Raw genomic sequence first — 26,258 nt, forward strand, 5'->3', positions numbered from 1 at the left:
TAATGATGGCAGAGAGGTCACACCCGTTCCCATACCGAACACGGAAGTTAAGCTCTCTAGCGCCGATGGTAGTTGGGACCTTGTCCCTGTGAGAGTAGGACGTTGCCAGGCTAATATTATTCCGCAGTAGCTCAGTGGTAGAGCTATCGGCTGTTAACCGATCGGTCGTAGGTTCGAGTCCTACCTGCGGAGCCATTATGCTTCCATAGCTCAGCTGGTAGAGCACTTCCATGGTAAGGAAGAGGTCACCGGTTCAAGCCCGGTTGGAAGCTTGGGAATAGGTTTAAAAATTTTTTGGCCCGTTGGTCAAGTGGTTAAGACACCGCCCTTTCACGGCGGTAACACGGGTTCGAATCCCGTACGGGTCACCACTTTTGGAGGATTAGCTCAGCTGGGAGAGCACCTGCCTTACAAGCAGGGGGTCGGCGGTTCGATCCCGTCATCCTCCACCATATATATTTAAAATGTCGGAGGGGTAGCGAAGTGGCTAAACGCGGCGGACTGTAAATCCGCTCCTTCGGGTTCGGCAGTTCGAATCTGCCCCCCTCCACCATTTTCTTTAAAATAACCTGAGAGGGTTTATTTTTTTGAAAAGATAACCATACTAGTAAATATTAATGGGCTATAGCCAAGCGGTAAGGCAACGGACTTTGACTCCGTCATGCGCTGGTTCGAATCCTTCATGGCTCATCATTTTTGCGGAAGTAGTTCAGTGGTAGAATACAACCTTGCCAAGGTTGGGGTCGCGGGTTCGAATCCCGTCTTCCGCTTAATTAATAAGGGGCCTTAGCTCAGCTGGGAGAGCGCCTGCCTTGCACGCAGGAGGTCAGCGGTTCGATCCCGCTAGGCTCCATCTAAATAAAAAAGCTTACATCATACGATGTAAGCTTTTTTTGTGTTTAAAAAGACAACTTTTATACTTGTCGTTTAAAATGAAGAAAACGTAAAAATAAGGGATGGGGAGATAATTGTGAAAGTTGTTATTGCATCTGATTCATATAAAGAAAGCCTAAAAGCTATAGAAGTATGTGGAGCTATTGAAAGAGGTTTTAGAGCAATTTTTCCTAATGCAGAGTATGTGAAAATACCAATTGGAGATGGAGGAGAAGGGACGGTTGAATCACTTGTTGATGCTACAGGGGGGAGAATTATATCAATTAGTGTGACAGGACCGCTTAGAGAAGGTATACAAGCTTTTTATGGCATTTCTAAAGATAAAAAGACAGCGTTTATTGAAATGGCAGCAGCATCAGGATTACAGCACGTTCCAGTTGAAAAGCGCAACCCACTTATTACAACGACAAAAGGAACAGGAGAACTTATATTACATGCGCTAGATCAAGGAGTGGAGTACATAATTTTAGGACTTGGAGGAAGTGCTACAAATGATGGCGGGGCAGGTATGTTAGCGGCTTTAGGAGTAAGGTTTATAAATGGCAAGGGTGAAGTAATAGATCCATCTGGAGGCACATTACACTCGATTGTTACTATTGATTTTTCACGAATGGACCCACGCTTAAAGGGGGTAAAGATAGAAGCGGCATGTGATGTGGATAATCCATTAGTCGGAATGCAGGGAGCATCTTTCGTATTTGGGAGACAAAAGGGTGCAAATATAGAGATGATGAAAGAGCTAGATGAAAATTTACAACATTATGCGAATATGCTTAAACGATATGTATCTTTTGATGTATCTGAAATACCTGGTGCAGGGGCAGCGGGAGGAATGGGAGCGGCTGTTATTTCAGTGTTAAAGGGAGACTTGCGTAGGGGCATTGAAATTGTATTAGATTATACAAATTTCGATAAACATATAGAAGATGCAAATCTTATTATAACTGGTGAAGGTAGAATAGATAAACAAACTGCATATGGAAAGGCTCCTGTGGGTGTTGCGGGGCGTGCAAAACGTTTTTCTGTGCCTGTAATTGCTATTGGAGGGTCTGTATCATCTGATTATTCAGCTGTGTACGAGAAAGGAATAGATGCGGTATTTAGTATTACAACGAGACCGATGACACTAGAAGAAGCATATAAAGTAGCAGAAGAAAATATTGAAATGACAACGAAGAATATTGCAACAGTATGGAAAATAGCATCAGAAAAACACTTCTAAATATAGGAGTGTTTTATTATTATTATTTAATAATAGTGATTGCGATTGTTTCATTAAGTTAACTTTATACATAGAATAGTCTTAAAATTTGGTTTTCAACGTGAATATAAGTGAATAAATTGTATATCCATACAGAAAAATGTCGAGTTGAGTCAGACTATATAAAAGATTTAAAATATTTAGTGAAGGCATAAAAGGGGGATACTATCTATGAAAAAAGAAATCTCAGTTATTGGAGTTCCAATGGATTTAGGACAGATGCGTCGTGGAGTTGATATGGGACCGAGCGCGATCCGTTATGCAGGGGTAATTGAAAGAATTGAAGAAATTGGATATGACGTTAAAGATATGGGAGATATATGTATAGAGAGAGAAAAAGAGATAGATGAAAATACAAAATTAAGAAACCTTACACAAGTTGCAACTGTATGTAATGAATTAGCAAGTAAGGTGGATCATATTATAGAAGAAGGTCGTTTTCCACTTGTATTAGGTGGTGACCATAGTATTGCTATCGGTACATTAGCTGGTGTAGCAAAACATTATAAAAACTTAGGCGTTATTTGGTATGATGCACACGGTGATTTAAATACAGAGGAAACTTCACCATCTGGAAATATTCATGGTATGTCACTTGCAGCAAGTTTAGGTTATGGACATTCTTCACTTGTAGATTTATACGGAGCATATCCAAAGGTGAAAAAAGAGAATGTCGTAATTATCGGTGCGCGTGCATTGGATGAAGGAGAAAAAGATTTCATTCGCAATGAAGGTATTAAAGTGTTCTCAATGCATGAAATTGATCGTATGGGGATGACGGCTGTGATGGAAGAAACAATCGCATATTTATCTCATACCGATGGTGTACACTTATCATTAGATTTAGATGGTCTTGATCCTCATGATGCACCAGGTGTTGGAACACCTGTAATTGGCGGTCTATCTTATCGTGAAAGTCATTTGGCGATGGAAATGTTAGCAGAAGCTGATATTATCACATCTGCTGAATTTGTTGAGGTAAATACGATTTTAGATGAGAGAAATAGAACGGCAACAACAGCAGTTGCTTTAATGGGTTCTTTATTCGGTGAAAAACTAAAATAAATGTAAGAAAAGCAACTGAGAAGTTGCTTTTTTTATTTGAAAATAAGCGTATAATAATGATTTATATTATACTGTACAATAAAAATGTTTGACATCTTACCAATTTGAGCTAAAGGGGGTTGTTTGTAATTGTCGTTTGTTTCATGTATGGTATAATTAACTAGTTGTTGGAAATACATACAGATAGAGCATAAAACAATATTTCAATATATGGATAGAATTGCTCGTAAGTAGGAGGAAGGGATAGCATGCCTTTTGAAGATACGACCATTTTGAAATATCTTAGTACGGCATTAGATATTGCCATTGTATGGTTTATTATATATAAGCTAATTCTTATAATCCGAGGGACGAAAGCTGTTCAACTTTTAAAAGGGATTACAGTTATTATCGTCGTTAAGATGATCAGTATTTTCCTTGAATTGCGTACGCTATCTTGGCTAACTGAACAAGTATTAACGTGGGGATTTTTAGCCGTTATTATTATCTTTCAGCCAGAATTGCGAAGAGCACTTGAGCAGCTAGGGCGCGGGAGTTTATTTTCGCGTGTTGGAACGCATGAGGATGATGAACCTGAAATGGTTGCAACAGCGATAGCAAAAGCAACCGAATATATGGGGAAACGTAGAATTGGTGCATTAATTACTTTGTCAAAAGAGACCGGTATGGGTGATTATGTGGAAACGGGTATTCCACTTAATGCAAACGTATCATCGGAATTACTTATTAATATTTTTATTCCAAATACACCTCTTCATGACGGAGCGGTAATTATGCAAGGAAGTACAATTAAAGCAGCAGCATGCTATCTTCCATTATCAGAAAGTCCGTTTATTTCTAAAGAATTAGGAACTAGACATCGTGCTGCAATGGGAGTTAGTGAAGTTACTGATAGTATTACAGTAGTTGTGTCTGAAGAAACTGGTCAAATTTCTTTAACGAAAAATGGTAAGTTGCATCGTGATTTGAAGACAGAACAGCTGAAAGATATGTTATTAGCTGAATTTAGTGGAAACGAAAAAACGACTTCTTCGTCTTTATGGAATTGGAGGAGAAAGCGTCATGGATAAGTTAATGGAGAATCATTGGTTTTTAAAAGGGATCTCATTACTATTGGCGTGTATGCTTTTTATGTCAGCGACGTTAACTGAAAAAAATACGACATCAGGTATATTACCTTTTGCAAATGATACGAAAGAAACATTAACTAATTATGCTATTAATCTTAAGTATGATGAGGAAAAATATATTGTAAGTGGTATTCCGGCAGAGGGCGTTAAAGTAAAATTAGAAGGCCCAAAAGCATCAGTTGCTACAGCAAAAGCAAAAAAACAATTTGACATACCGGTTGATTTGCGAGATAGTCCAAAAGGAACTTATGAGATTTCTTTAAAAACGAACGGGCTTCCAGATGATGTGAAAGGAACAGTTCAGCCATCAACAATTAAAGTTACTCTTCATGAAAAGGCGAGAAAATATGTTCATGTAGATCTGAAATTATCAAATGAGGATCAGATGCCAGCGGGGGCTACTCTAGAAAAATCAAGCCTTAAACCGGATACTGTTGAGGTAGTTGGGACGAAAGAAGAAATTGAAAGCATTTCATCTGCCAAAGCGTATGTTGATTTAAAAGGTGTTAATAAAACTGTTACAAAAACTCCCGAAGTTACATTATACAATAAAGAAGGAAAACGTTTAAATGTAAGAACAAGTCCATCTAAGATTAGTGTAACGTTGAATGTGGCAACGCAAACTACAGCCAATAATACTGAAAAAACTGTTCCTGTAACGTATACGAAGAAGGGGAGTTTAGCAGAAGGATTGGCGGTTACAAATATCAGTGTTGAACCGAGAGAAGTAACGATAGCTGGTCCAAAAGATATTTTGGATAATATACAATCTCTAGAGGGGGTCGAAGTAGATCTTAGTCAATTGACAGAGTCTACAACATTCGATGCCTCTGTTTTATTACCCAAGGGTGTAACAAGTGCAAAACCGAATCAAGTGAAGGTTTCGGTGGGAGTGCAAAAAACAAAACAAACGAAAACAAAAACGATTGATGGTATCCCAATCCAGAAAAATGGACTGTCTAAAGATGTTACTGCTCAGCTACTTTCGCCGCAAGATGGAAAGATAAGTGTTGATATTTCAGGAGAAGCAAGTATAGTAGATAAAATAACAGCTGCTCAAATAACAGCGGTAATTAATCTGCAAAATGTATCCTCAGGGACGAAAGATATTTCCATTCAAGTGAGCGGTCCTGGTAATATTTCAATAGAGCCAAAACAAAAAAGTGCTAAAGTTACTATTGTGAAGAAAGAAAAACCAGATAAAGAAGTACAGGGTAACGGTCAACAACCGGATTCAAATACGGATCAAGAAAATCAAAATGAGAAACCAAAAAATCCTGAACCTGATTCAGAAAAAGAACAGGAAAAGAATCAAAACCAAAATCAAAATCAAGATAAAGATAAAGATAAAGAAACGAGTCAAGAACCAACAGTAGATAATCAAAAAGAGCAAGAAAAAGGAGCGAATCATAATGGGTAAATATTTTGGTACAGATGGAGTACGCGGAGTTGCAAATAAGGAGTTAACACCTGAATTAGCTTTCAAAATTGGACGTTTTGGTGGTTATGTATTAACAAAAGATACAGATCGTCCAAAAGTAATTATCGGTCGTGATACACGTGTATCTGGTCATATGTTAGAAGGAGCTTTAGTAGCAGGCCTATTATCAACTGGAGCAGAAGTAATGCGCCTTGGCGTTATTTCTACACCGGGCGTTGCTTATTTAACAAAAGCACTAGATGCACAAGCGGGTGTTATGATTTCTGCATCTCATAATCCAGTACAAGATAACGGTATTAAATTCTTTGGTTCAGACGGCTTTAAATTAACAGATGAGCAAGAAGCTGAGATTGAAGCTTTATTAGACAAAGAAGTTGATGAACTACCACGTCCGACAGGTACTAATCTTGGACAAGTGAGCGATTACTTTGAAGGTGGACAAAAATATTTACAGTACATTAAACAAACTGTTGAAGAAGATTTCTCTGGCCTACATATCGCTTTAGATTGTGCACATGGTGCAACTTCTTCTCTAGCTCCATACTTATTTGCAGACCTAGAAGCTGATATTTCAACAATGGGAACTTCTCCAAACGGTATGAATATTAATGAGGGTGTAGGATCTACACATCCAGAAGGCTTAGCTGAATTGGTAAAAGAAAAAGGTGCGGATATCGGACTTGCTTTTGATGGCGATGGCGACCGTTTAATTGCTGTAGACGAAAAAGGAAACATCGTTGACGGTGATCAAATTATGTTCATTTGTGCGAAATATATGAAAGAAACTGGTCAATTAAAACATAATACAGTTGTTTCAACTGTTATGAGTAACTTAGGTTTCTACAAGGCACTTGAAGCAAATAATATTACAAGTGATAAAACAGCAGTTGGTGACCGCTACGTAATGGAAGAAATGAAGCGTGGAGGTTACAACCTAGGTGGAGAACAATCAGGCCACATTATCTTACTTGATTACATTACAACTGGTGATGGAATGTTAAGTGCACTTCAACTTGTAAACATCATGAAAATGACGAAAAAGCCATTATCTGAGCTTGCAGGAGAAATGACGAAATTCCCACAATTGTTAGTAAACGTTCGTGTAACAGATAAAAAATTAGCATTAGAAAATGAAAAAATTAAAGAAATTATTCGTGTTGTAGAGGAAGAAATGAACGGTGATGGCCGTATTCTTGTTCGTCCATCTGGAACAGAGCCACTTATTCGTGTAATGGCAGAAGCACCAACACAAGAAGTTTGTGATGCATATGTACATCGCATTGTAGAAGTTGTGAAAGCCGAAGTTGGCGCTGAATAATTAGCTGAATTTATATGAAAAAGGAGCACAAAAAGTGCTCCTTTTTCATATGTTTTATAGACGATGAAAAAAATTTCATTGACGGTTTATCCATGTTTGTTATAAGATGGTCTTGTTCTTTTTCTCAAAGGAAATATTGTAAATTATAAAAGCGCCAGAACTACAAATAGTGTAGTTGACGAGGTGGGGTTTATCGAGATTTCGGCGGATGACTCCCGGTTGTTCATCACAACCGCAAACTTTTACTTAAATCATTAAGGTGACTTAGTGGACAAAGGTGAAAGTGTGATGAGAGAAGAGGAACGGATGAAAACTAGCTGTATAAGTATATACGGACTTAAACCCAATCGAGAGGAAGGTGAAAGCCGTTACAAGCTTACAGGGCTAGCAATATGTAATCCGTTTTTTAGTATAAATAAAAATGGTATCGGACTATGTCGTTACATGTTCGCAGAGCAGTGTAAGCATTTGTAACGGCGACTAAACATGTGTGGAATCGTAGGATTTATTGGAGAGCAAGATGCAAAGGAAATTTTATTAAAAGGTTTAGAAAAGCTAGAATATCGTGGATATGATTCAGCAGGTATTGCAGTACAAGCAGAGAACGGTGTTGTTGTATACAAAGAAAAAGGCCGTATCGCAAAACTTCGTGAAATCGTAGATGAGAACGTAGCAGCAAGCGTGGGTATCGGACACACACGCTGGGCTACACACGGTGTTCCAAGTAAGGTAAACGCGCATCCGCATCAAAGTACATCAAAACGCTTTACATTAGTTCATAACGGTGTAATTGAAAACTATGAATTAGTGAAAAAGGAATATTTACAAGATGTAACGTTCGTAAGTGAAACAGATACAGAGGTTATCGTACAGCTTATGGAACAACAAGTGAGCACAGGATTAAGTGTAGAAGAAGCGTTCCGTAATACGCTATCTCTTTTACATGGCTCTTATGCAATCGGATTACTTGATGCTGAAAATCCAAACATGATTTATGTTGCTAAAAACAAAAGCCCGCTATTAGTAGGTGTTGGTGACAACTTTAATGTTGTGGCAAGCGACGCTATGGCGATGTTACAAGTTACAGATCAATTTATTGAGCTAATGGATAAAGAAATCGTAATCGTAACGAAAGAAAGTATTACAATTAAAAACTTACAAGGTGAAACGATTGAACGTGCACCGTTTACAGCGGAATTAGACGCAAGTGATATTGAAAAGGGAACATATCCTCATTTCATGCTTAAAGAAATCGATGAGCAACCACTTGTAATCCGTAATATAATTCAAAAGTATCAAGATGAAAATGGCGAAATTGAATTAAATCAAGACATCCGCAATGCGATTTTAGATAGCGATCGTATTTACATCATTGCATGTGGAACGAGTTATCATGCAGGTCTTGTTGGAAAACAATTTATCGAGAAGTTTGCAAAAATGCCAGTTGAAGTACACGTGGCAAGTGAATTCTCTTACAACATGCCATTATTAACAGAAAGACCATTCTTCATTTACATTTCACAAAGTGGTGAAACAGCTGATAGCCGTGCAGTACTTGTGCAAACAAATGAAATGGGCCATAAAGCATTAACAATTACAAACGTGCCTGGTTCTACGCTTTCTCGTGAAGCTGATTATACACTTCCGTTATACGCTGGACCAGAAATTGCAGTTGCATCAACGAAAGCTTACACAGCACAGCTTGCAGTACTTTCAATTTTAGCGGCTGATATTGCTAAAGCAAAAGGTGAAGTTCTTGATTTCGATTTAACACACGAACTAGGACTTGTAGCAAATGCAATGATAGAACTTTGTGATCAAAAAGAAGAAATGGACGCATTAGCAAAACAATTTTTAGCGACAACGCGTAACTGTTTCTTCATCGGACGTAGCGTAGACTTCTACGTAGGATTAGAAGGTGCGTTAAAACTAAAAGAAATCTCTTACATCCAAGCAGAAGGATTCGCTGGAGGAGAGTTAAAACACGGTACAATCGCTTTAATCGAAAATGGTACACCAGTTATCGCACTTGCTACACAAGAGCACGTAAACCTTGGAATTCGTGGTAACGTGAAAGAAGTAGTAGCACGCGGGGCTAACCCATGTATCATTTCAATGAAAGGCTTAGAAATGGAAGGTGACAGCTTCGTATTACCAGCTGTACACGAAGCGCTAGCACCGCTAGTAGCAGTTATTCCATTACAACTTATCTCATACTACGCAGCACTTCACCGCGAGTGTGACGTTGATAAGCCACGTAACTTAGCTAAGTCTGTTACTGTTGAGTAGGAGATTGGTAGGTTAATAAGTATAGTTATACGTTTGAAATAAATTAAAACTAAGAAAAAACTCTGTAAAAATCATTTTACAGAGTTTTTTTAGTTATTTATTGTTTTACATAACAAATTGTTACTTGTTCGTCTATGTGGAAAATCTGTAACGCTTTACCATCTAAATTTTTAACCTCATATGATGAATAAATAGGTCTTTCTAATTTTACTTCTTGACCATTTTGAGTTCCTTTTTCCACCATTAGCGTTAACTGATGGGAAGAAACGTCTGCTTGGTATGTTCCTGTTAAGTAATTATCTTTATTTGGATAAGAACCATTTGCATATGTTTCAAATGTCTTATCTGCTTTTAGGACTAACGTAGTTTTGACTCCGTCTCCGTAATCAATACCCCAATTACCTACAAGCTCTGTACCGTCTTTATAGTTGTTCTGTACATTCTTAAACTTAGCGGAATCCTCGTCTGGTGTATCAATTTTTCCTTTGAATATACCAGTTTTATCTTGGGTACTGTATGTTTTAACTGTATTACCACTAGATAAACTCGGTGAGTTAGAAGAACTAGTACCACTTGTTGTAGAAGTAGTTGTTGAACCACCCTTAGCTTCCGCTTTTAACTTATTAAATACAGGTTTCCAAATGCGTTTTGCTTCATCTAATTTATTGTTTGCTTTATCTATGATTGCATCATCCGTATCTTTAAGTGTTTTAGAGTAATCAAATAACTTCGATACTTCTTTGAAAGATTCTTTTAACTTTTGAACAGCTTTTACAATTTCCTTATGATCTTCTTTGTATTTTCCTGGTGCATCTATACGCTCTATTTTATTAAATACTTTATCTAAGTCTTTAATACTATCTCGTACCTCTTCATTTGACTTACTTCCCTTTTTATTATCCCTCACAGAAGCATCATAGTAATCTAGACGTCTTAATAAGTCTTCTTCAATGTCTACCATAAGTTGTGGGTAATCCTCAGGCAAAACCATAATCATCTTAACATCTTTACTTTCTTCTTTTGAGTTAGTTGATTTTTCCTTTGTTTCAGATGATTTACCTTCTGACTTAGTTGGATTTGTTCCTTCTGTCTTAGTTTCTTTACTTTCTTGTTTACCAGATTCAGTATTTGTTTTTTCTTTTTCTACAAATAAATTTGTTACACTACAAGCTGACATAGAAACTACTAATCCGGATGCTAGTAAAATTTTACCTGTACTCTTTTTGAAATTCTTCATATGATTTTTCAATTCTCCCTTTAAAAACATAAAATAGATGTGCTTTAGCCCCTTTAAAACTAAAAAACATACCCCTTCTATATTTATTTTATAATACCTTTCTACGTATAATATTTTACAATTAATTACAGATACGGTCAAAGTTTATCTTAGTTTAACGATGTTCACAAAAAAGATGCGAAGCTTTATTCCTTCAAGTAAAGATTCTAAGTGAGTTTGGATTAAAATTTTTTTATAAAAATCTCATACTTAGTTAAAAAGAGTGATTCTATTTTGATCAATCGTTTTTTCAAAATGAATTTTTTTGTTGTTAAATAAAGATTTGTGACTTCATTTTTATCAAATTTTATTCTAAACCAACATATAGTTATAGCTTTAAAATAAATTTACAAATTTGTATCTAAAAGGGGTGTTTTTGTGTCGAAAAAGAACATCTAGAATTGGTAAGTGGATAGAACTCCATAGATTAAAGTTTTACTTTATCGACTTCACTTTTATTTATCTGAATTTTCCGTTATCATTTTAAGTATTCGTGAACAATTTCCTTTATTACGGCAAAAAGAGATGAGAGATTTATAGACATTTCAAGGGGGTATATTGATGAAAGTGAATGAAAAAACATATCTAAGTATAGAAGAGATTATTTCATTACCAACCGTATCAAGTACAAACATAAGTGATGATGGTAAAAACGTAGCATTTGTTAAGAAGACGGCTGATTGGAAAGACAATACATATAGGAATCATGTATGGATATATGAAAAAGATAAGAAGCAGAGTTACCCATTATCAAATGGTGATATAGATAGTACACACCCATTATGGTCTCCAGATGCTAGGTGTATCGCATATCTTAGTCCAGTTGGTGATGGGAAAAATCAGATATTTGTTAAGTCACTAGATGGTTATAGAGAGGTTCAAATTACCGATGAGAAAGAAGGAGTCAGTACATTCAAATGGGGTCATACTGGCAAGGGTCTTTATTATGTTACGCAGTCAAAAGAATGTGAGGAGATAAAGAAACGTAAGGACCTATATGGAGATTTTCAACATATAGGTAAGGAACACCAGAATAATTGTTTATATTACATTGAAATAGAGAAGGTGATACAAAGTGATACAGATGAACACGAGAACAGAGTCGTTTATCAATTAACGGATGGTAAGGATTTTCATATCCATGAATTTGATATTTCAAATGATGGTAAAAAGGTTGTATTTATGGCGACACCAAGCTCAAATATGGCAGATTATATAAATGGAGATCTATACATACTCCATATTAAAACTGGAGAGCTACAAAAGCTGAATGTGGATAAGTTGTTGGGAGGGAGTGTTTGCTTTTCTCCTGACGGCAGTAAAATATGTTACACAGCAAGCATAAGAGAGAAGGATTACTATAGAAACCACATACAAGATAGTACTTTAGAGATATATGATATAAATACCGGAGAGCTAATTCAACCTGTAACAAATTTTGATAGTACGGTTATGCCATTACAGTGGACAGCTAAAGGGGTTTTAATTAGGTGGCAGAATAAAACGAATTATCTTATTGGTTTGCTAGCCGAAGATGGCACTGTGGAAATATTAAGCGAAAAAGTAGATGGCTTTATAATGGATGCTTCTATAACAAAGGATGGCAAACATATATCCTACAATAAGGCAATAACAAATGAAACCTTTGAAATCTATTTAGACGATAAAAAAATAACGGATGAAAATAGCTTTTTCAAAGGGAAACTTAGAAGTAACAGGGAAATCATCTCATGGAAAAGTAGCGATGGTCTTGAAATAGAAGGTGTTTTATCAACGCCAGTAGAGTTTGACACTAATAAAAAATATCCTTTATTAGTAGTAATTCACGGCGGTCCGGCTTGGGCATCTTTTCCGATATTTTCAGACTGCTTCAATGAGAAATATCCGATTGAACAGTTTGTTGAAAAAGGCTTTATCGTTTTAGAGCCAAATTACAGAGGAAGTTCAGGTTATGGTAATGAATTTTTAAAAGCTAACTATAGAAAACAGGGGATTGCTGACTACGGTGATGTTATATCTGGAGTGGATGAACTAGTAGAAAAAGGGATGGTAGACAAGGATAGAGTAGGAGTTATGGGATGGAGCAACGGTGGATATGTATCAGCTTTCTGTTCTACGTTTAGTAGTCGGTTTAAAGCTATTTCAGTTGGCGGTGGAATCACTAACTGGAGTACCCATTATGTAAATACAGATATACCTTACTTTATTAGAATGTATTTAGGAAATACTCCATGGAATGACCCAGAGATATATACGAAGACATCACCTATGACGTATATTAAATCAGCTTGTACGCCTACCTTAATTCAACATGGGGAAAAGGATGCAAGAATTCCAATTACAAATGCATATGATCTATATCAAGGATTAATGGATATGGAAGTTGATACAGAATTAATTATATTTAAAGGAATGGCATATAGTTCTGACCAACCAGGAGTTCATGTGGCTATTATGAAGCAGAACTTGATGTGGTTTTCACACTATATTCTTGGAGAGAGTATGGAGGGTTTTAGGAATTTGTAAGGGATGTTTGTACAAGGCATAAGGTTGAAACGGTCTTCATATTGAGATGATTTATTATAAAATATATACTTAAACTACTATCAGTACATAAATCAGGGAGGACTAATATGACAGGAAATAAAAATGACTTACTAGTAGAAAAACGTGAAGAGTTATTGAAAGTATTGCAAGCTCGTTTTGAGAAAAACATGAACCGCCATGAAGGTCTTGAATGGGCTAAAGTTGAAGCGAAGCTGACTACTAATAATGAAAAAATGTGGTCACTTAACGAAATGGAAGTAACTGGTGGTGAGCCGGATGTTGTTGGTTATGATGAAGAAAAGGACGAATATACTTTCTATGATTGTTCAAAGGAGAGTCCTAAAGGCCGCAGAAGTCTTTGTTATGATCTTGAAGCGTTAGAATCAAGAAAAAAACATAAACCAGAAAATAACGTTATTGATGTTGCCAATGCTATGGGCATTGAGTTATTAACGGAAGAACAATATCGAGAGTTACAACAACTTGGAGATTTTGATATGAAATCATCGAGTTGGGTACAAACACCTTCAGATATTAGAGAGCTTGGTGGTGCTCTATTTTGCGATTATCGCTTTGGACATGTTTTCGTGTACCACAATGGAGCAGACTCTTACTATGCTGCCAGAGGTTTTCGTGGTTCGTTAAAAGTTTAAATTAGGATAAATAAGAAAAAGAGCCTATATTCAGGCTCTTTTTCTTATTTATATTTTAAAAGTAAATTGTTACTACGCAGTTTTACTTAATTTATATGTTCTGTGGTTGTTTTTACGGAAAAGTTTAGGGAAAACATAGCCATCTAATCCAATACGTCCAGCGTTCTGCCCTGCAACTAAAATGAACATAGTCAAAATAAGCAGGTTTGGGTTTACACTAACAGTTCCACTTAATAAAAATGAAAGATTCATTATGATTCCGAAAAATGCAGCTGTTTTTGTTAATCCGCCTAAAATCAAACCTAGACCTACTAAAATTTCTCCCCATTGAACTAAAAAGCTAAATAGGTCTGCGTTTGGAAGGACAAAATGTTGAAGAAAATCTGCCCACCAACTTTGTACTGCAGGGTGGTCACCTGATGCTTGAGCAATAGCACCCTTTAGAAAACCGCTTGCGTCAAAAGATTGTCCGAAGACTTTGCCTATCCCAGCAGCGAGCCATGTATATCCTATGTAAAGCCGTAAAAGTAATAATATGAAAGTAGCACGTTTATCAGTTCTTAAAAAATTGATAACCATTGAAATCCCTCCAATATTGTATTTACAAGTTTATTATATATCCAATGTGAAAAGATTCACAATGGAGAGAATGTGAACAAGGATAGGTTGTGAATAATTGTTTTATTTTTTGTAACATTTTATCTGCTTTGATAAACTAAGAATAGAGATATATGTAAAGGAGACGAAGACTCAATATGTGGATGAACTTGTAATGATTAGAAACTAGATAGATGAATTTTGCTCTCATAAGCGAGGGTGTATTTAGTCATCTGTAAATCATTCAAGGAATGCATATTTGGATTGTACATCCCTTTTATAAGGATAGGTGCCTATTTTATGTATCTGTCTTTTTTGTGGGAAAGTTTATATCTCTTATATAAAATATGCGTCCTTTAAACTTGGAGGAGTATATGATGAACCAATTAAAAAATAAAGTAGCAGTTATTACAGGGGTAAGTCGTCTAGATGGTATAGGCGCAGCGGTTTGTAAAGAATTAGCTGAATTAGGATACGATATATTTTTTACGTATTGGACAGCTTACGATAAAGAGATGCCTTGGGGCGTTGATAAAAATGAACAAATACAATTAAAAGAAGAGTTACTAAAAAACGGTGTTAAAGTCTCAAGTATGGAGTTAGATTTAACTCAGAATGATGCACCGAAAGAGCTTATAAATAAAGTTACTGAACAATTAGGGCACCCTCATATATTAATTAATAATGCAGCATATTCTACGAATAATGATTTCTCTACGTTGACTGCTGAAGAATTAGATAAGCATTATATGGTAAATGTTCGTGCGACTACATTGCTCAGTAGTCAATTTTCCCGGGGATTTGATAAGAAATATGGTGGTAGAATTGTTAATATTACTTCGGGGCAATTTCAAGGTCCTATGGCAGGAGAACTAGCTTATGCGACAACGAAGGGAGCTATTGATGCTCTTACTAGTACGTTGTCAGCAGAGGTAGCTCATTTAGGAATAACAGTGAATGCAATTAATCCAGGACCAACCGATACAGGATGGATGACTGAAGAGATAAAACAAGGGTTAAAGCCGATGTTTCCTTTTGGCAGAATTGGTGAGCCAAGGGATGCAGCTAGACTCATTAAATTTCTAGTAAGTGAAGAAGCTGAGTGGATTACTGGGCAAGTTATTCATTCAGAAGGTGGATTTAAAAGATAAAAAAGAAGGTATCTCACCTTGGTGAGATACCTTCTTTTTTAATCTTTCTTCAATCTTCGTGCAACATCATTCCCTAAAGACTGTAATCCTTGAACGAGGATAATTAAAATAAAGACAGTTGCATACATTACTTCAGGCTCGTAGCGTAAATGTCCGAAGCGGTATGCTAAATCCCCTAGCCCGCCAGCACCTACAAGGCCAGCCATTGCTGTTGCGCCGATTAATCCGATCGTTGCGATTGTTAATCCGAGTACAAGGGAGGGACGTGCTTCTTTCACCATAACGTGCCAAATGATTTTTATAGTAGAAACGCCCATCGCTTGGTAGGCTTCAATGACACCGCGATCGACTTCTAGTAAAGCTGTCTCCATTAAACGTGCGATATAAGGGGCTGTGAAGACGACAAGCGGTACGATAACACCTTGCACGCCAATGGACGTTCCCATTAGAAACTTTGTAAAAGGCAAAATAAAGAATAATAGAATGATAAATGGAAGAGAGCGAATAACATTAATAACCGTATTAAGAATAGGATAGATGATTTTATTTTCATGCTGTCCATCAGGTCTCGTTAAAACAAGTGTAACACCAAGTGGCAGTGCAATAAGGATCGAGATGAGTAATGAAATAGATGTCATTTGAAAGGTTTGGATCGTAGCTTCCCATATGACTTTACCCCATTCATCCAAAAAGGACTTGTTTCCCATAGTCTGTTCTACCTCCTTCTACGATGATTCCTTGCTCTTGTAAAAATGATAAAGCACGGTGGATTTCATTTTGTTCCCCTTGCATATGAACGACTAGTTTCCCATATGCTTCATGTTTTAACTGCGTAATATTACCGGATAAAATATTCGGATACACTTGGAAACGTTTTGTGGCAACGGCTAAGGCAGGTTCCCCTGAAGTAGTGCCAATAAATGAAAGTGTTACAATTTCTCCAGTACTTTGTAGTTCTTTCTGTACCTCTTCTGGAATTTTCGCTGCAAATGCGCTATTTACAAATTTCTTCGTTGTTACATGTTGTGGGTTTGTGAAAATATCTTTTACAGTCCCACTTTCGACTACAGATCCATGTTCCATAACAGCAACGCGGTCACATATACGCTGGATGACATTCATTTCATGTGTAATGAGTAAAATCGTAATTCCGATTTCTTCGTTAATCTTTAATAGCAAATCAAGGATAGAATCGGTTGTTTCGGGATCTAATGCGCTCGTTGCTTCATCACTTAATAACACTTCAGGTTCATGTGATAGCGCACGAGCAATTGCAACACGCTGTTTTTGACCACCAGAAAGTTCGCTTGGATACGCATCTTTTCTATTAAAAAGATCGACAATGCGTAAATACTTTTCTACTCTTTTTTCAATTTCTGCTTTTGGAATGCCAGCAAGCTGTAATGGTAATGCGATATTTTCATAAACGGTAACAGTTTTAAGTAAATTGAATCCTTGGAAGATCATTCCGATTCTTTGTCTCGCTTTTGCTAGTTCTTTTGTCGATAACGTTGTTAAGTCTTGTTCGTTTACAATGATATTTCCTGTCGTTGGTTTTTCTAATAAATTTACACATCGAATCAATGTACTTTTACCAGCGCCACTATACCCAATGATTCCAAATACCTCGCCTTTTTCTACTTTAAGGGAAGTAGATTTAAGAGCCTCAACATTCCCTTTTTTTGTTGTAAATACTTTGGATATGTTTTTTAATTCAATCATTATCGTCAGCTCCTACCAAGATGGTAAAACTGAACCATCAAATTTTTTCTCGATAAACTCTTTTACTTCTTTAGATTGATAAGCTTTCTTTAATTTATTTACAACGGCATCATCTTTATTTTCAGTACGAACAACAACCCAGTTCACATAGGGTGAATCTTTTCCTTCGCGGAAAATAGAATCTTTCGCTGGACTTAATTTTGCACCTAATGCAAAGTTTGTGTTAATTGCAGCTGCTTTCACTTCACTTAGTTGCGTTGGTAATTGAGATGCCTCTAATTCGACAATCTTTAATTTTTTTGGATTTTCAATTACATCTTTTGCAGTCGCTTTTTCTGTAGCCTTTGGATCAACTCTTAAAACCCCTGCTTTTTCAAATAATTTTAAAGCTCGAAGTTCATTCGTTGGGTCATTTGGTACAGCAATTGCATCGCCCTCTTTTAAGTCTTTTACATCTTTTATATCTTTAGAATATACACCCATAGGGAATGTTACTGTTGAAAATACTTCAGCTAATTTCATATTGCGTTCAGCTTTAAATACATCTAAATACGATTTAGTTTGGTAGCTATTTACATCAAGGCTTTTTTCATCTAATGATACGTTTGGCGCTACATAATCATTAAATACTTTTATATCAATTTCGAGACCATCTTTTGCTGCAACTTCTTTTACCTTTTCAAAAATTTGTTCATGTGGTCCACCTGTTACACCGACAGTAATCTTTTTCTCGTCTAATGCTTTTACCTCTTTATTTGAACTCACGCTACATGCGCCTAATAATAATACTGCTCCGCTTACAATGCTTAATAATACCTTTTTCATCTATAAATCCCCCTTCATATACGTTCCAAAATAAAAAGCACCTCTCAAAAATAAGAGAGGTGCCGAATAGACGAAATAGATTCCTCTCTTATCTTCCAAAACGAAAACTCGTTTTGCAGGAATTAGCACCTTAGCTTATACGTCATAAGCTCGGTTGCCGGGCATCATCGGGCCAGTCCCTCCGCCACTCTTGATAAGAGTATGTGTATGTAGTTTTGAATATGGTACTAATAGTAAATCGTACAAAAAGAATTGTCAATGATATTTTCAGAATATATTTTATTTTAAGGCAATCGAAACGTTCCCCTTTTTATGTCCTTTTTCTACATATATATGAGCTTCAGCAATTTCTTCTAATCGGTAAGTTCTATCAATAACAGGCTTTAGCTTTTCTGTTTCAGCTAGTTGTTTTAGTAGGTTCATATCTTCTTTACTGACCTTTGCCATCATTCCGTTCACAGATACATATTTTCCATTAGGCATTAATGCATCTATACAAAGAGACTTTTTATATTTTCCAACTGCATCAAATATAATATCATAGTGCTCGCCCCGCTTAGTAAAATCTTCTTTCATATAATCAATTACGTTGTCTGCCCCTAAAGCTGTTACTAAATCTAAATTCGAACTACTACAAATGGCTGTGACAGTCGCCCCGAAGTATTTCGCAAGTTGTATGGCAGCTGTCCCTACTGACCCAGAGGCGCCGTATATAAGTACTCGTTGCCCTTTTTTTATCTGTCCTTTTCTAAGGAAGTGCAATGCTGAAGTTCCGCCAAAAGGAATAACGGCAGCTTCTTCATATGTCACATTGGTAGGTTTTAATGCTATTAATCCACTTTCATGCACGCATGTGTATTCCGCATAACCACCAAGGTTTAGTTCTGTTAATGCAAAAACTTGATCTCCTTTTTTAAATTGTGTTACATCTGTTCCAATGTCTTCGATTTCACCGGATAACTCTACGCCAAGTATAGGTTTTCTCGGTTTTCTGAAACCTAATATGATCCGCATAGGAATCCAAAATAAGAGGGGGCTATTAAAGCCACGTATTCTACAATCTCCAGTTGATACACTTGTTGCGTGAATTTTAACTAATACTTCATTTTTTTTAGGTTTAGGCTTTTCTACATTTTGAAGTTGGAGAACATTAGGTGGTCCATACTTTGTGCAAATAATCGCTTTCATCCTGACCTCCTGAAATGAGTTGTTATTATTTACATCATATTTAAACTTTTTCTCAAACATGTTGTTATATAGGAAATAAATTTAAAGATAAATATTACGAATTATATAGATTTCATAGGAAAAGAGATGATATTATTTTTGGGAAGGAGGGGACGTTATGAAAAAATTTATTTTAATTTCAAGTTTAGTACTTGCAGTCGGTCTAGGAGTAGGGTGTAGTAATGAGAAAACAAAAAAGACTGATGAACCGAAAAAAGAAGCTGTGCAGAAAGAAAAGGAATTAACAGCGAAGGATGTTTTTAATAAAGCGAATGAAGCTTTTAAAAACGAAGAAAATGTAACGATGACATATGATGTGGGAATAAAGGCTGAAGGAACAGAGATGAATGTAATAAAGGCCAAAATGCAACTAGAGCCGAAGAAAAAAAATTCTCGTTCTGAAATGAATGTTTCTGGTACAGAGGTTGTTGTTTATGATGTGGGTGGCAAAATTGCTGGTCAGTTGAAAAATCCTAATACGGGTGAAGTTATGTCTGTACCAGAGGAACAATTAAATGCTAACGGAATGAACGCGACTCAAGGAATGGTAGATAATTTAGAGATTCCATCGGAAATTTTAAATAAAGTGAAGATGGAGAAAAGTGGAGATAATTATAAGCTGAAGTTTGCATTAAAAGGGCAAGAGACAGAGAGTATGTTAGCTAGTATGGATGAAAAGCAGAAACAAATGCTACAAGGCCAAAATGCAAAGATAGAAGAAATAGATGGGGAATATATTATTACAAAAGATTTTAAATATGAATCAGCAAAGATAGATATGGTTATGAGTAGCAATGGTGAGGATAAAGCGCACATTATTACGGATGCAAAGTTTACATCGTATGATAAATTTGATCCAATACAATTGCCAGCAGCAAAGTAATCACTGTCAAGAGAGGTACCTGAAAGAACGGGTATCTCTTTTTGTTGCTAATAAGGAGAGTGTCCTTTGAAAAAAAGAAAGATAGCAGTGGTCATTGTCGCATATATGGTTTTGCTTGCAACGTCTGTACATACGTATAAAAAACAAATTGATCATCCTATTATGAGTGATGTAGGTAAATTGCTTCCGACGAAAATAAAACGTGTTGAAAGTGCTACGGAAGAGCACTCGTTAATAAAATTAGTGCGAGATGCAAAAGTTTCAGGAGAGAAAATTTCCATTGCAGGCATGCAACATAGCCAAGGAGGACAGACATATTATCCGAATGGCACGATGCTCGATATGAAAGGATATAATAAAATATTAGAATTTGATCCAGAGAAGAAGCGGATTACAGTTCAAAGTGGTGTCACCTGGAATGATATTCAGAAGAAAATAAATCCTTATGGCCTTGCGGTACAGGTCATGCAGTCTCAAAATATTTTTACTGTTGGCGGTTCATTAAGTGTAAATGTACACGGGCGTGATATTCGTCATGAGGCACTGATTGATACAGTAGATTCATTTAGATTGTTAATGGCAGATGGCACGGTACGTAATGTAAGTAGAGAAGAAAATGCAGAGTTATTTCCATATGTCATTGGGGGTTACGGTTTATTTGGGGTTATTTTAGATGTGACGCTGAAGTTAACAGATGATGAATTATATGAAATGCACACGAGAATGATAGATTATAAAGAATACGCATCTTATTTCAAAGAGAAAGTGAAAAGAGATGAGAATGTTCGTATGCACTTAGCACGTATTTCTGTTGCTCCAAATTCATTTTTAAAAGAGATGTATGTGACGGATTATACTTTGGCACAAAATCAAAATATGAGAGAAGAGTACAGTGAATTAAAGGAAGAAAATATTATAGCTGCACCAAAATTTTTACTTGGGTTATCACGTTATAGTGATTGGGGAAAGAATACATTTTGGGATATACAAAGAGGTTATTTTGAACGTACAGATGGAAAGTATGAGACGCGTAATAATGTTATGAGATCAGATAGTGCTTTTATGGAATATGAAAATCCAAATAGGACCGAAGTGTTACAAGAATACTTTGTGCCTATAGATGCTTTCACAGAGTATATAGATGATTTACGTAACGTATTAAATGAAGAAGAGTTTAATTTACTCAACATTACGATTCGTTACGTGGAAAAGAATGAAAATGCAGTTTTGTCCTATGCGAAAGATGATATGTTTGCGCTGGTTCTTTTGATTAACCAGGGACGCTCAGAGAGTGAGATAAAGAGAACAGAGGATGTCATTCGGAAGATGATTGATGTTACTTTAAAGCATAACGGTAGTTACTATTTGCCGTACTATTCTTATCCAACGAAAGAGCAGTTAAAGAGGGCATATCCTCGTATTGAAGAATTTCTCAAGAAAAAGAAGGAAGTAGATTCAGAAGAGCGATTTGTTAATTTATTTTATAGGGAGTATACGAAATGACATATAGAAGATTTGTGGCTTCGCAAAGTATTATCATGATGGCAGGAAGTATGGTATTTCCTTTTTATATATTATTACTTCGAAACGTTGGAAATAGCTTCTCGCAATTTGGCTGGGCGTATGGCTTATTTGCTTTAACATCAGCGCTTGTATATCCACTAGTGGGAAAGGTATCTGATCAAGTAGGTGATAAAAAATTATTAATCATATACGCTTGGTCCATGGCAATCTTAATGCTTTGCTTTCCGATTGCCACGGAAGTATGGCATGTGTATATTCTTCAAATTGTAATGGGAGTTTTAGGTGCTGTGCAGCGTAATACTGAGAAGACTTCATTAGCACGAAAGGTTGCGCAGGAAAAGGCTGGTTATGAGATTGGAAAATACCATGTGTGGACATCCATTGGCGGAGCAGTAGCGGTTATTGCCACGGGATATTTAGTAGATTTCTTTACGATTGGTACAATTTTTTATATTGCATCTATTCTATATGTAGTGAGCGGGATTGTATTAAGTAGTAAAAAAATATAACTATTCCTATTTTCACCTTAATACCCTTTATTTGTTATACTAAAAGGGAATACAAAAGAAAAGGGGACAGTGCCTTTGATGAAATTTGTAGTTTTAGCTATTCTTACTTTGTTTTTGATTCCATGGACAAGAAGTAGTAGTAAGCTTCGAGCAGTGGATAAGAAGGGAGATAAGAAGGTTGTAAAGGGTAAGAAATCATCTATTTTAGTTATTCCTGTTTTATTTTGGATAGGTATTGCAATCTATGAATACTTTTGGCTAATTGATGATCGAGTAGACTCGATTCTTACTCATTATTCTGTTGCAGTAGCAATTTTAATTGGGCTTGTTTTATTTTCACAAGATCAAATAGGGAAATTAGAAGGTACATTAAAAGGACTTCTAATGTTTATTTTACTCGCAAGTTACGGCTACTTTGGTTATTTGCACGATATAGTAATCTCGCAAAAGAAATATGATTCTGTTGTTAAGGTAGAGAAAGATATTTCAGAGCCATTTACTGAAAATGACCAGCCGTTTACAGTGCCGCCAAAGACAGCGGAGAATAAGATGAAAAAAGTATTTGGTGATATTCCAAAAGTAGCTTATTTTGAGCTAGGAGAATTAACGCCACAAATGGTAAACGGCGAGGCTTTATATGTAGCGCCGATTGAAGTTTCAGGATTTTTTAAAGCGCGTAAAGCTGAGACAATTCCAGGGTATGTAACGATGTCAGGTACGAATCCTGATGCGGAAGCGAAACTGCACCTCGGTTATAAAATGAAATATGTGCCAAGCATGTTTTTTGGTAATAATTTAGAGCGTGTGGTAAGGCAAGCAGAACCAAATTTAATCTTTAAAGGAAAACCTAAATTTGAGGTTGATGATAAAGGAAAACCATATTATACAATGACGTATGGTGAATTTATTTCAGGAAGATCTGGATTTGAGGTAGAAGGTGTTGTCGTAGTAGATGCACAAACAGGTGAAGTGAAAAGATATGATAAAGGAAAGGCACCTAAATTTGTTGATGGTGTATTAAATCATGAGACTGCATCTACGTTAAATACGTACTTTGGTAAATATATTCACGGATTTTGGAATACGAAATTCTCGCAAACAGATATGAAAATTCCGACTGAGTGGGGAACGAAAGAAGGGGTGACCCCGATCTTTGGTAAAGATGGAACACTGTATTATTTTACAGACTTTACTTCTCCAAAAGAAGGAGTAGATTCAGCCCTAGGCTATTCATTAGTAGATGCACGTACAGGCAAGCTATATTACTATAATGGAAAAGAAGTAAAGGGGATTATGGATGGTTCAGCAGCTACAGAAGTAGTGGATAATTCCTTTAAGAGAGAGAAATGGCATGGGACAATGCCTGTCATTTATAACGTATACGGTAAACCAGCTTGGATTATTCCGGTTGTTGATGATGGAGGCCTAGTACGTGCACATACAGTTGTATATGCTGCTAATGCAAAAATATTTGCGACAGGTTCTTCGCAGAAAGAAGCGCTTGAGAATTATAAAAACGTAATGAGCGGTAATGGTGATACATTTAGACCAACCTCAACAGGAAAAGAAGCGCAAAAAGAAGGTATTGTACAACGTGTATATAAAGAAAAATCAGGTGAAAATACAATCGTGTACGTACTTTTAGAGAATGAACAAAAGGTATTTATGATACCGGTGAAGAAATTCCCATATGCTATGTTTACAGAAGTAGGAGACCCAATTCAAATTACATATTTAGATACGGGAGAGATGATGTCCTCAGTATCTAAATTTACGAATAGCAATGTGAAAAAGTAAAGCGATAGAATTTCTATCGCTTTTTTTACATTATGAAAGAGGAAAATGCGCTGTACTTGACGTATGTTTATGATGTAACTATAATTGTTACGATTCAGTTTGTATAGGAAAGGGTGAATTGAAAAAGTGAATGAAGTTAATCACGAAATATATAAACCTGTAAAGGCAAACAGGTTATGGATGATTCTTGTATTAGGAACACTTACGGCGATTGGGCCATTATCTATTGATATGTATTTGCCTTCATTACCGAAGTTAACGGATGACTTGCAAACAGGTGCATCCCTCGCGCAGCTTACATTAACAGCTTGTTTGCTTGGGCTGTCAGTAGGACAATTATTTGTTGGCTCAATTAGTGATATTTACGGAAGACGCAAACCTCTTATTATTGCTCTTATTATTTATGTTGCTTCTTCTTTACTTTGTGCTGTTGCGCCATCTATTTGGACATTAGTGTTATTGCGCTTCCTACAAGGAGCTTCAGGATCAGCCGGGATTGTTATATCACGTGCGATGGTACGTGATATGTATTCAGGTTCTGAAATGACGAAGTTTTTCTCACTGCTTATGTTAGTAAACGGAGCAGCACCTATTTTGGCACCGATTATTGGGGGGCAATTATTACAGTTTACAACGTGGCGCGGTGTTTTCATCGTTCTTGGAGCAATTAGCGTATTCATGTTAATCTCAGCTATTTTTGTATTACGTGAAACATTACCTCCTGAAGAAAGAGAAACAGGTGGTTTGTCAGGGACTTTGGCGACGTACGGAAAATTGTTAAAGGACCGTCTGTTTATGGGATATGCATTGTCACAAGGATTAGTAACAGCGGCAATGTTTGCATACATTTCGGGCTCACCATTTGTGTTGCAGAACATATACGGAGCATCACCACAGCAATTTAGTTTATTCTTTGCGATTAACGGCATCGGTATTATTATTGCTAGTCAAGTAACGGGTCGTTTAGCGGGGAAAGTGAATGAGAAGACATTATTTGTCTCTGGTATCATTATTGCAGCTGTTGGTGGTTTATCTTTATTACTGACAATCTTACTAGGGATAGGGTTAATTGGTGTTTTATGCTCGTTATTCCTTGTCGTATCAAGTGTTGGGGTTGTCTCAACAACTGGGTTCTCATTAGCGATGAGAAATCAAAAACAAGCTGCAGGAACAGCATCAGCTTTATTAGGCTTATTACAGTTCATTTCAGGAGCGCTTGTTGCACCGCTAGTAGGTATCGGTGGAAGTAATACAGCATTACCGATGGGTGTTGTTATTGCGCTTTGTGAAGTAGGAGCAGTGTTATGTTATCTATTTATGGCCAGAAGAAGTGAGAAGCAGTTTGAACTGCAGCAAAAACAAAATTTAGAGGCTTAACAAAAAAGAACTGATTCAAAGGGAATGTTTGAATCAGTTCTTTTTTCATTTCTTTGAAATACCTCATACAGTTTTGTAAGGTGATGTAGTAAAGCAGTGCAAAAGTTATTTGTATAAAGTGACGATACTGTGACAAACATGTTGGTATATATATTACGATGTCGTCTTAAGTGTAAAAAGTAGGATGTTCTCGGTATAATAACAAGTGGAGATAAAAGAAACTATAATGAGTAGTAGCTGTAGATAAAAGGAGAAGAAGAGATGAAGAAGGTTTTGGGTATTGCTGTAATGGGAAGTATGATCCTTCTAGCAGGATGTAATGGAAATAAAGATACGAAAGAACCGAAAGAAAAGGTAGAGCAATCCACTGAGCAAACAGAAGAGATGAAAGAATACCGTGCAGTACATGAAAAATACGATATGAAAATGAATAAAGAAATTAATAACGCACTGCAGCTATTTGAAGTGGCAAAGGAAAAGGGCGGTAAGGAAATAACGAAGGATACATATAAAGAAAATGTGCAAAAGGTAACGACAAACATGTTAGAAGATATTGATAATATACGTAAAGAAATTCGTGTTCCGAAGTCGAAAGAGCAAGAACATGAGGTATATGTTGGTTTCTTGAATGAATCAGAACAAGCGATGAAAAAATTACAGAAGTTAGCGAAAGAAGAAGATTCATCGTTGATTCGTGATATAGAAATTAACTTTGCAACAGCATCGACATACTATAAACGTTTTCAAGCAGAAACGAAAAAATAACCTTGCC

The 26,258-nt window shown here is 36.4% G+C and carries 22 protein-coding genes, 7 tRNA genes, 1 rRNA gene and 1 riboswitch; of the genes, 24 read left to right on the forward strand and 6 right to left on the reverse strand.

The window, feature by feature from the left end:
• The 15 genes from rrf to glmS form a co-directional block, all read left to right on the forward strand.
• Nucleotides 1-111 (forward strand): 5S ribosomal RNA (rrf, locus tag MR168_RS15285); the annotation flags it as partial.
• A gap of 9 nt (nt 112-120) precedes the next feature.
• Nucleotides 121-195: transfer RNA gene (locus MR168_RS15290), tRNA-Asn, on the forward strand.
• Nucleotides 196-199: 4 nt separating this feature from the next.
• Nucleotides 200-272: transfer RNA gene (locus MR168_RS15295), tRNA-Thr, on the forward strand.
• Between the two features lie 24 nt (nt 273-296).
• Nucleotides 297-371, forward strand: a tRNA-Glu gene (locus MR168_RS15300).
• Between the two features lie 5 nt (nt 372-376).
• Nucleotides 377-452 (forward strand) — tRNA-Val (locus MR168_RS15305).
• 17 nt (nt 453-469) lie between these two features.
• Nucleotides 470-553: transfer RNA gene (locus MR168_RS15310), tRNA-Tyr, on the forward strand.
• Nucleotides 554-698: 145 nt separating this feature from the next.
• A tRNA-Gly gene (locus MR168_RS15315) sits at nt 699-770 on the forward strand.
• A 10-nt stretch (nt 771-780) separates the two neighbouring features.
• Nucleotides 781-853, forward strand: a tRNA-Ala gene (locus tag MR168_RS15320).
• A 117-nt stretch (nt 854-970) separates the two neighbouring features.
• A complete protein-coding gene (locus MR168_RS15325) occupies nt 971-2,116 on the forward strand; it encodes a glycerate kinase (protein ID WP_049106474.1) in 1,146 nt (381 codons plus the stop codon).
• A 210-nt stretch (nt 2,117-2,326) separates the two neighbouring features.
• Nucleotides 2,327-3,220 carry an arginase gene (gene rocF / locus MR168_RS15330; RefSeq protein WP_000711563.1) on the forward strand — a complete coding sequence of 298 codons (894 nt, stop codon included), beginning with the start codon at nt 2,327-2,329 and terminating at the stop codon, nt 3,218-3,220.
• A gap of 248 nt (nt 3,221-3,468) precedes the next feature.
• Nucleotides 3,469-4,290 carry a diadenylate cyclase CdaA gene (cdaA, locus tag MR168_RS15335; protein WP_001115697.1) on the forward strand — a complete coding sequence of 274 codons (822 nt, stop codon included), beginning with the start codon at nt 3,469-3,471 and terminating at the stop codon, nt 4,288-4,290.
• Nucleotides 4,283-5,770 (forward strand): CdaR family protein, encoded by a 1,488-nt coding sequence (locus tag MR168_RS15340; RefSeq protein ID WP_000359600.1) that lies wholly within the window; start codon nt 4,283-4,285, stop codon nt 5,768-5,770. Before cdaA ends, MR168_RS15340 begins: the two co-directional genes overlap by 8 nt.
• Nucleotides 5,763-7,109, forward strand: a complete 1,347-nt coding sequence (gene glmM / locus MR168_RS15345) for a phosphoglucosamine mutase (RefSeq protein WP_000521476.1) — start codon at nt 5,763-5,765, stop codon at nt 7,107-7,109. Before MR168_RS15340 ends, glmM begins: the two co-directional genes overlap by 8 nt.
• 288 nt (nt 7,110-7,397) lie before the next feature.
• Entirely contained in the window at nt 7,398-7,583 is a 186-nt protein-coding gene (locus MR168_RS15350) for a hypothetical protein (RefSeq protein ID WP_001206405.1), read from the forward strand.
• A 12-nt stretch (nt 7,584-7,595) separates the two neighbouring features.
• A complete protein-coding gene (glmS, locus tag MR168_RS15355) occupies nt 7,596-9,398 on the forward strand; it encodes a glutamine--fructose-6-phosphate transaminase (isomerizing) (protein ID WP_000334163.1) in 1,803 nt (600 codons plus the stop codon).
• 97 nt (nt 9,399-9,495) lie between these two features.
• Here the strand turns inward: glmS and MR168_RS15360 are convergent, their stop codons facing one another.
• Nucleotides 9,496-10,647 (reverse strand): DUF3994 domain-containing protein, encoded by a 1,152-nt coding sequence (locus MR168_RS15360; protein ID WP_086412288.1) that lies wholly within the window; start codon nt 10,645-10,647, stop codon nt 9,496-9,498.
• Between the two features lie 588 nt (nt 10,648-11,235).
• On the opposite strand from MR168_RS15360, the gene MR168_RS15365 reads away from it, so the two are divergent.
• Together MR168_RS15365 and MR168_RS15370 are read left to right on the forward strand one after the other, a co-directional pair.
• Nucleotides 11,236-13,200 (forward strand): S9 family peptidase, encoded by a 1,965-nt coding sequence (locus MR168_RS15365; RefSeq protein WP_016124181.1) that lies wholly within the window; start codon nt 11,236-11,238, stop codon nt 13,198-13,200.
• A gap of 107 nt (nt 13,201-13,307) precedes the next feature.
• The gene (locus MR168_RS15370; protein WP_000147394.1) at nt 13,308-13,874 is read left to right on the forward strand and encodes a DUF4256 domain-containing protein; all 567 of its coding nucleotides are present in this window, start codon (nt 13,308-13,310) and stop codon (nt 13,872-13,874) included.
• 72 nt (nt 13,875-13,946) lie between these two features.
• Here the strand turns inward: MR168_RS15370 and MR168_RS15375 are convergent, their stop codons facing one another.
• Complete coding sequence (locus tag MR168_RS15375; RefSeq protein WP_000236368.1) at nt 13,947-14,453, reverse strand: DoxX family membrane protein; 507 nt, start codon at nt 14,451-14,453, stop codon at nt 13,947-13,949.
• Nucleotides 14,454-14,845: 392 nt separating this feature from the next.
• Between MR168_RS15375 and MR168_RS15380 the strand changes: the two genes are divergently transcribed.
• Nucleotides 14,846-15,622: an SDR family oxidoreductase gene (locus MR168_RS15380; RefSeq protein ID WP_006920109.1), complete on the forward strand. Its 777-nt coding sequence runs from the start codon at nt 14,846-14,848 to the stop codon at nt 15,620-15,622.
• Between the two features lie 38 nt (nt 15,623-15,660).
• Here the strand turns inward: MR168_RS15380 and MR168_RS15385 are convergent, their stop codons facing one another.
• The 4 genes from MR168_RS15385 to MR168_RS15400 form a co-directional block, all read right to left on the reverse strand.
• Complete coding sequence (locus MR168_RS15385) at nt 15,661-16,329, reverse strand: methionine ABC transporter permease (RefSeq protein WP_086412282.1); 669 nt, start codon at nt 16,327-16,329, stop codon at nt 15,661-15,663.
• Nucleotides 16,304-17,344 (reverse strand): methionine ABC transporter ATP-binding protein, encoded by a 1,041-nt coding sequence (locus tag MR168_RS15390; RefSeq protein ID WP_086388403.1) that lies wholly within the window; start codon nt 17,342-17,344, stop codon nt 16,304-16,306. The genes MR168_RS15385 and MR168_RS15390 overlap by 26 nt, the downstream gene beginning before the upstream one ends.
• 12 nt (nt 17,345-17,356) lie before the next feature.
• A complete protein-coding gene (locus MR168_RS15395; protein ID WP_086388404.1) occupies nt 17,357-18,169 on the reverse strand; it encodes a MetQ/NlpA family ABC transporter substrate-binding protein in 813 nt (270 codons plus the stop codon).
• 85 nt (nt 18,170-18,254) lie between these two features.
• Nucleotides 18,255-18,369, reverse strand: a riboswitch (SAM riboswitch).
• A 79-nt stretch (nt 18,370-18,448) separates the two neighbouring features.
• Nucleotides 18,449-19,357, reverse strand: a complete 909-nt coding sequence (locus MR168_RS15400; protein ID WP_242291409.1) for an NAD(P)-dependent alcohol dehydrogenase — start codon at nt 19,355-19,357, stop codon at nt 18,449-18,451.
• A 157-nt stretch (nt 19,358-19,514) separates the two neighbouring features.
• Between MR168_RS15400 and MR168_RS15405 the strand changes: the two genes are divergently transcribed.
• The 6 genes from MR168_RS15405 to MR168_RS15430 all read left to right on the forward strand — a co-directional run bounded on the left by MR168_RS15405 (nt 19,515) and on the right by MR168_RS15430 (nt 26,251).
• Nucleotides 19,515-20,279, forward strand: coding sequence for a DUF6612 family protein (locus MR168_RS15405; RefSeq protein ID WP_000713522.1), 765 nt, complete (start codon nt 19,515-19,517; stop codon nt 20,277-20,279).
• Between the two features lie 66 nt (nt 20,280-20,345).
• On the forward strand, nt 20,346-21,782 hold the full coding sequence (locus MR168_RS15410; RefSeq protein WP_049106464.1) for an FAD-binding oxidoreductase: 1,437 nt from the start codon (nt 20,346-20,348) through the stop codon (nt 21,780-21,782).
• Nucleotides 21,779-22,312, forward strand: coding sequence for an MFS transporter (locus tag MR168_RS15415; RefSeq protein ID WP_000222367.1), 534 nt, complete (start codon nt 21,779-21,781; stop codon nt 22,310-22,312). Before MR168_RS15410 ends, MR168_RS15415 begins: the two co-directional genes overlap by 4 nt.
• Nucleotides 22,313-22,390: 78 nt before the next feature.
• Nucleotides 22,391-24,109: a DUF3981 domain-containing protein gene (locus MR168_RS15420; RefSeq protein WP_000674047.1), complete on the forward strand. Its 1,719-nt coding sequence runs from the start codon at nt 22,391-22,393 to the stop codon at nt 24,107-24,109.
• A gap of 117 nt (nt 24,110-24,226) precedes the next feature.
• Nucleotides 24,227-25,486, forward strand: a complete 1,260-nt coding sequence (locus tag MR168_RS15425; protein ID WP_226800197.1) for a multidrug effflux MFS transporter — start codon at nt 24,227-24,229, stop codon at nt 25,484-25,486.
• 261 nt (nt 25,487-25,747) lie between these two features.
• Nucleotides 25,748-26,251: a hypothetical protein gene (locus tag MR168_RS15430; RefSeq protein WP_086412285.1), complete on the forward strand. Its 504-nt coding sequence runs from the start codon at nt 25,748-25,750 to the stop codon at nt 26,249-26,251.
• Nucleotides 26,252-26,258: the final 7 nt, after the last annotated feature.

Source organism: Bacillus cereus group sp. BfR-BA-01356 (assembly GCF_022663635.1).
In the GTDB taxonomy this organism is placed as follows: domain Bacteria; phylum Bacillota; class Bacilli; order Bacillales; family Bacillaceae_G; genus Bacillus_A; species Bacillus_A cereus.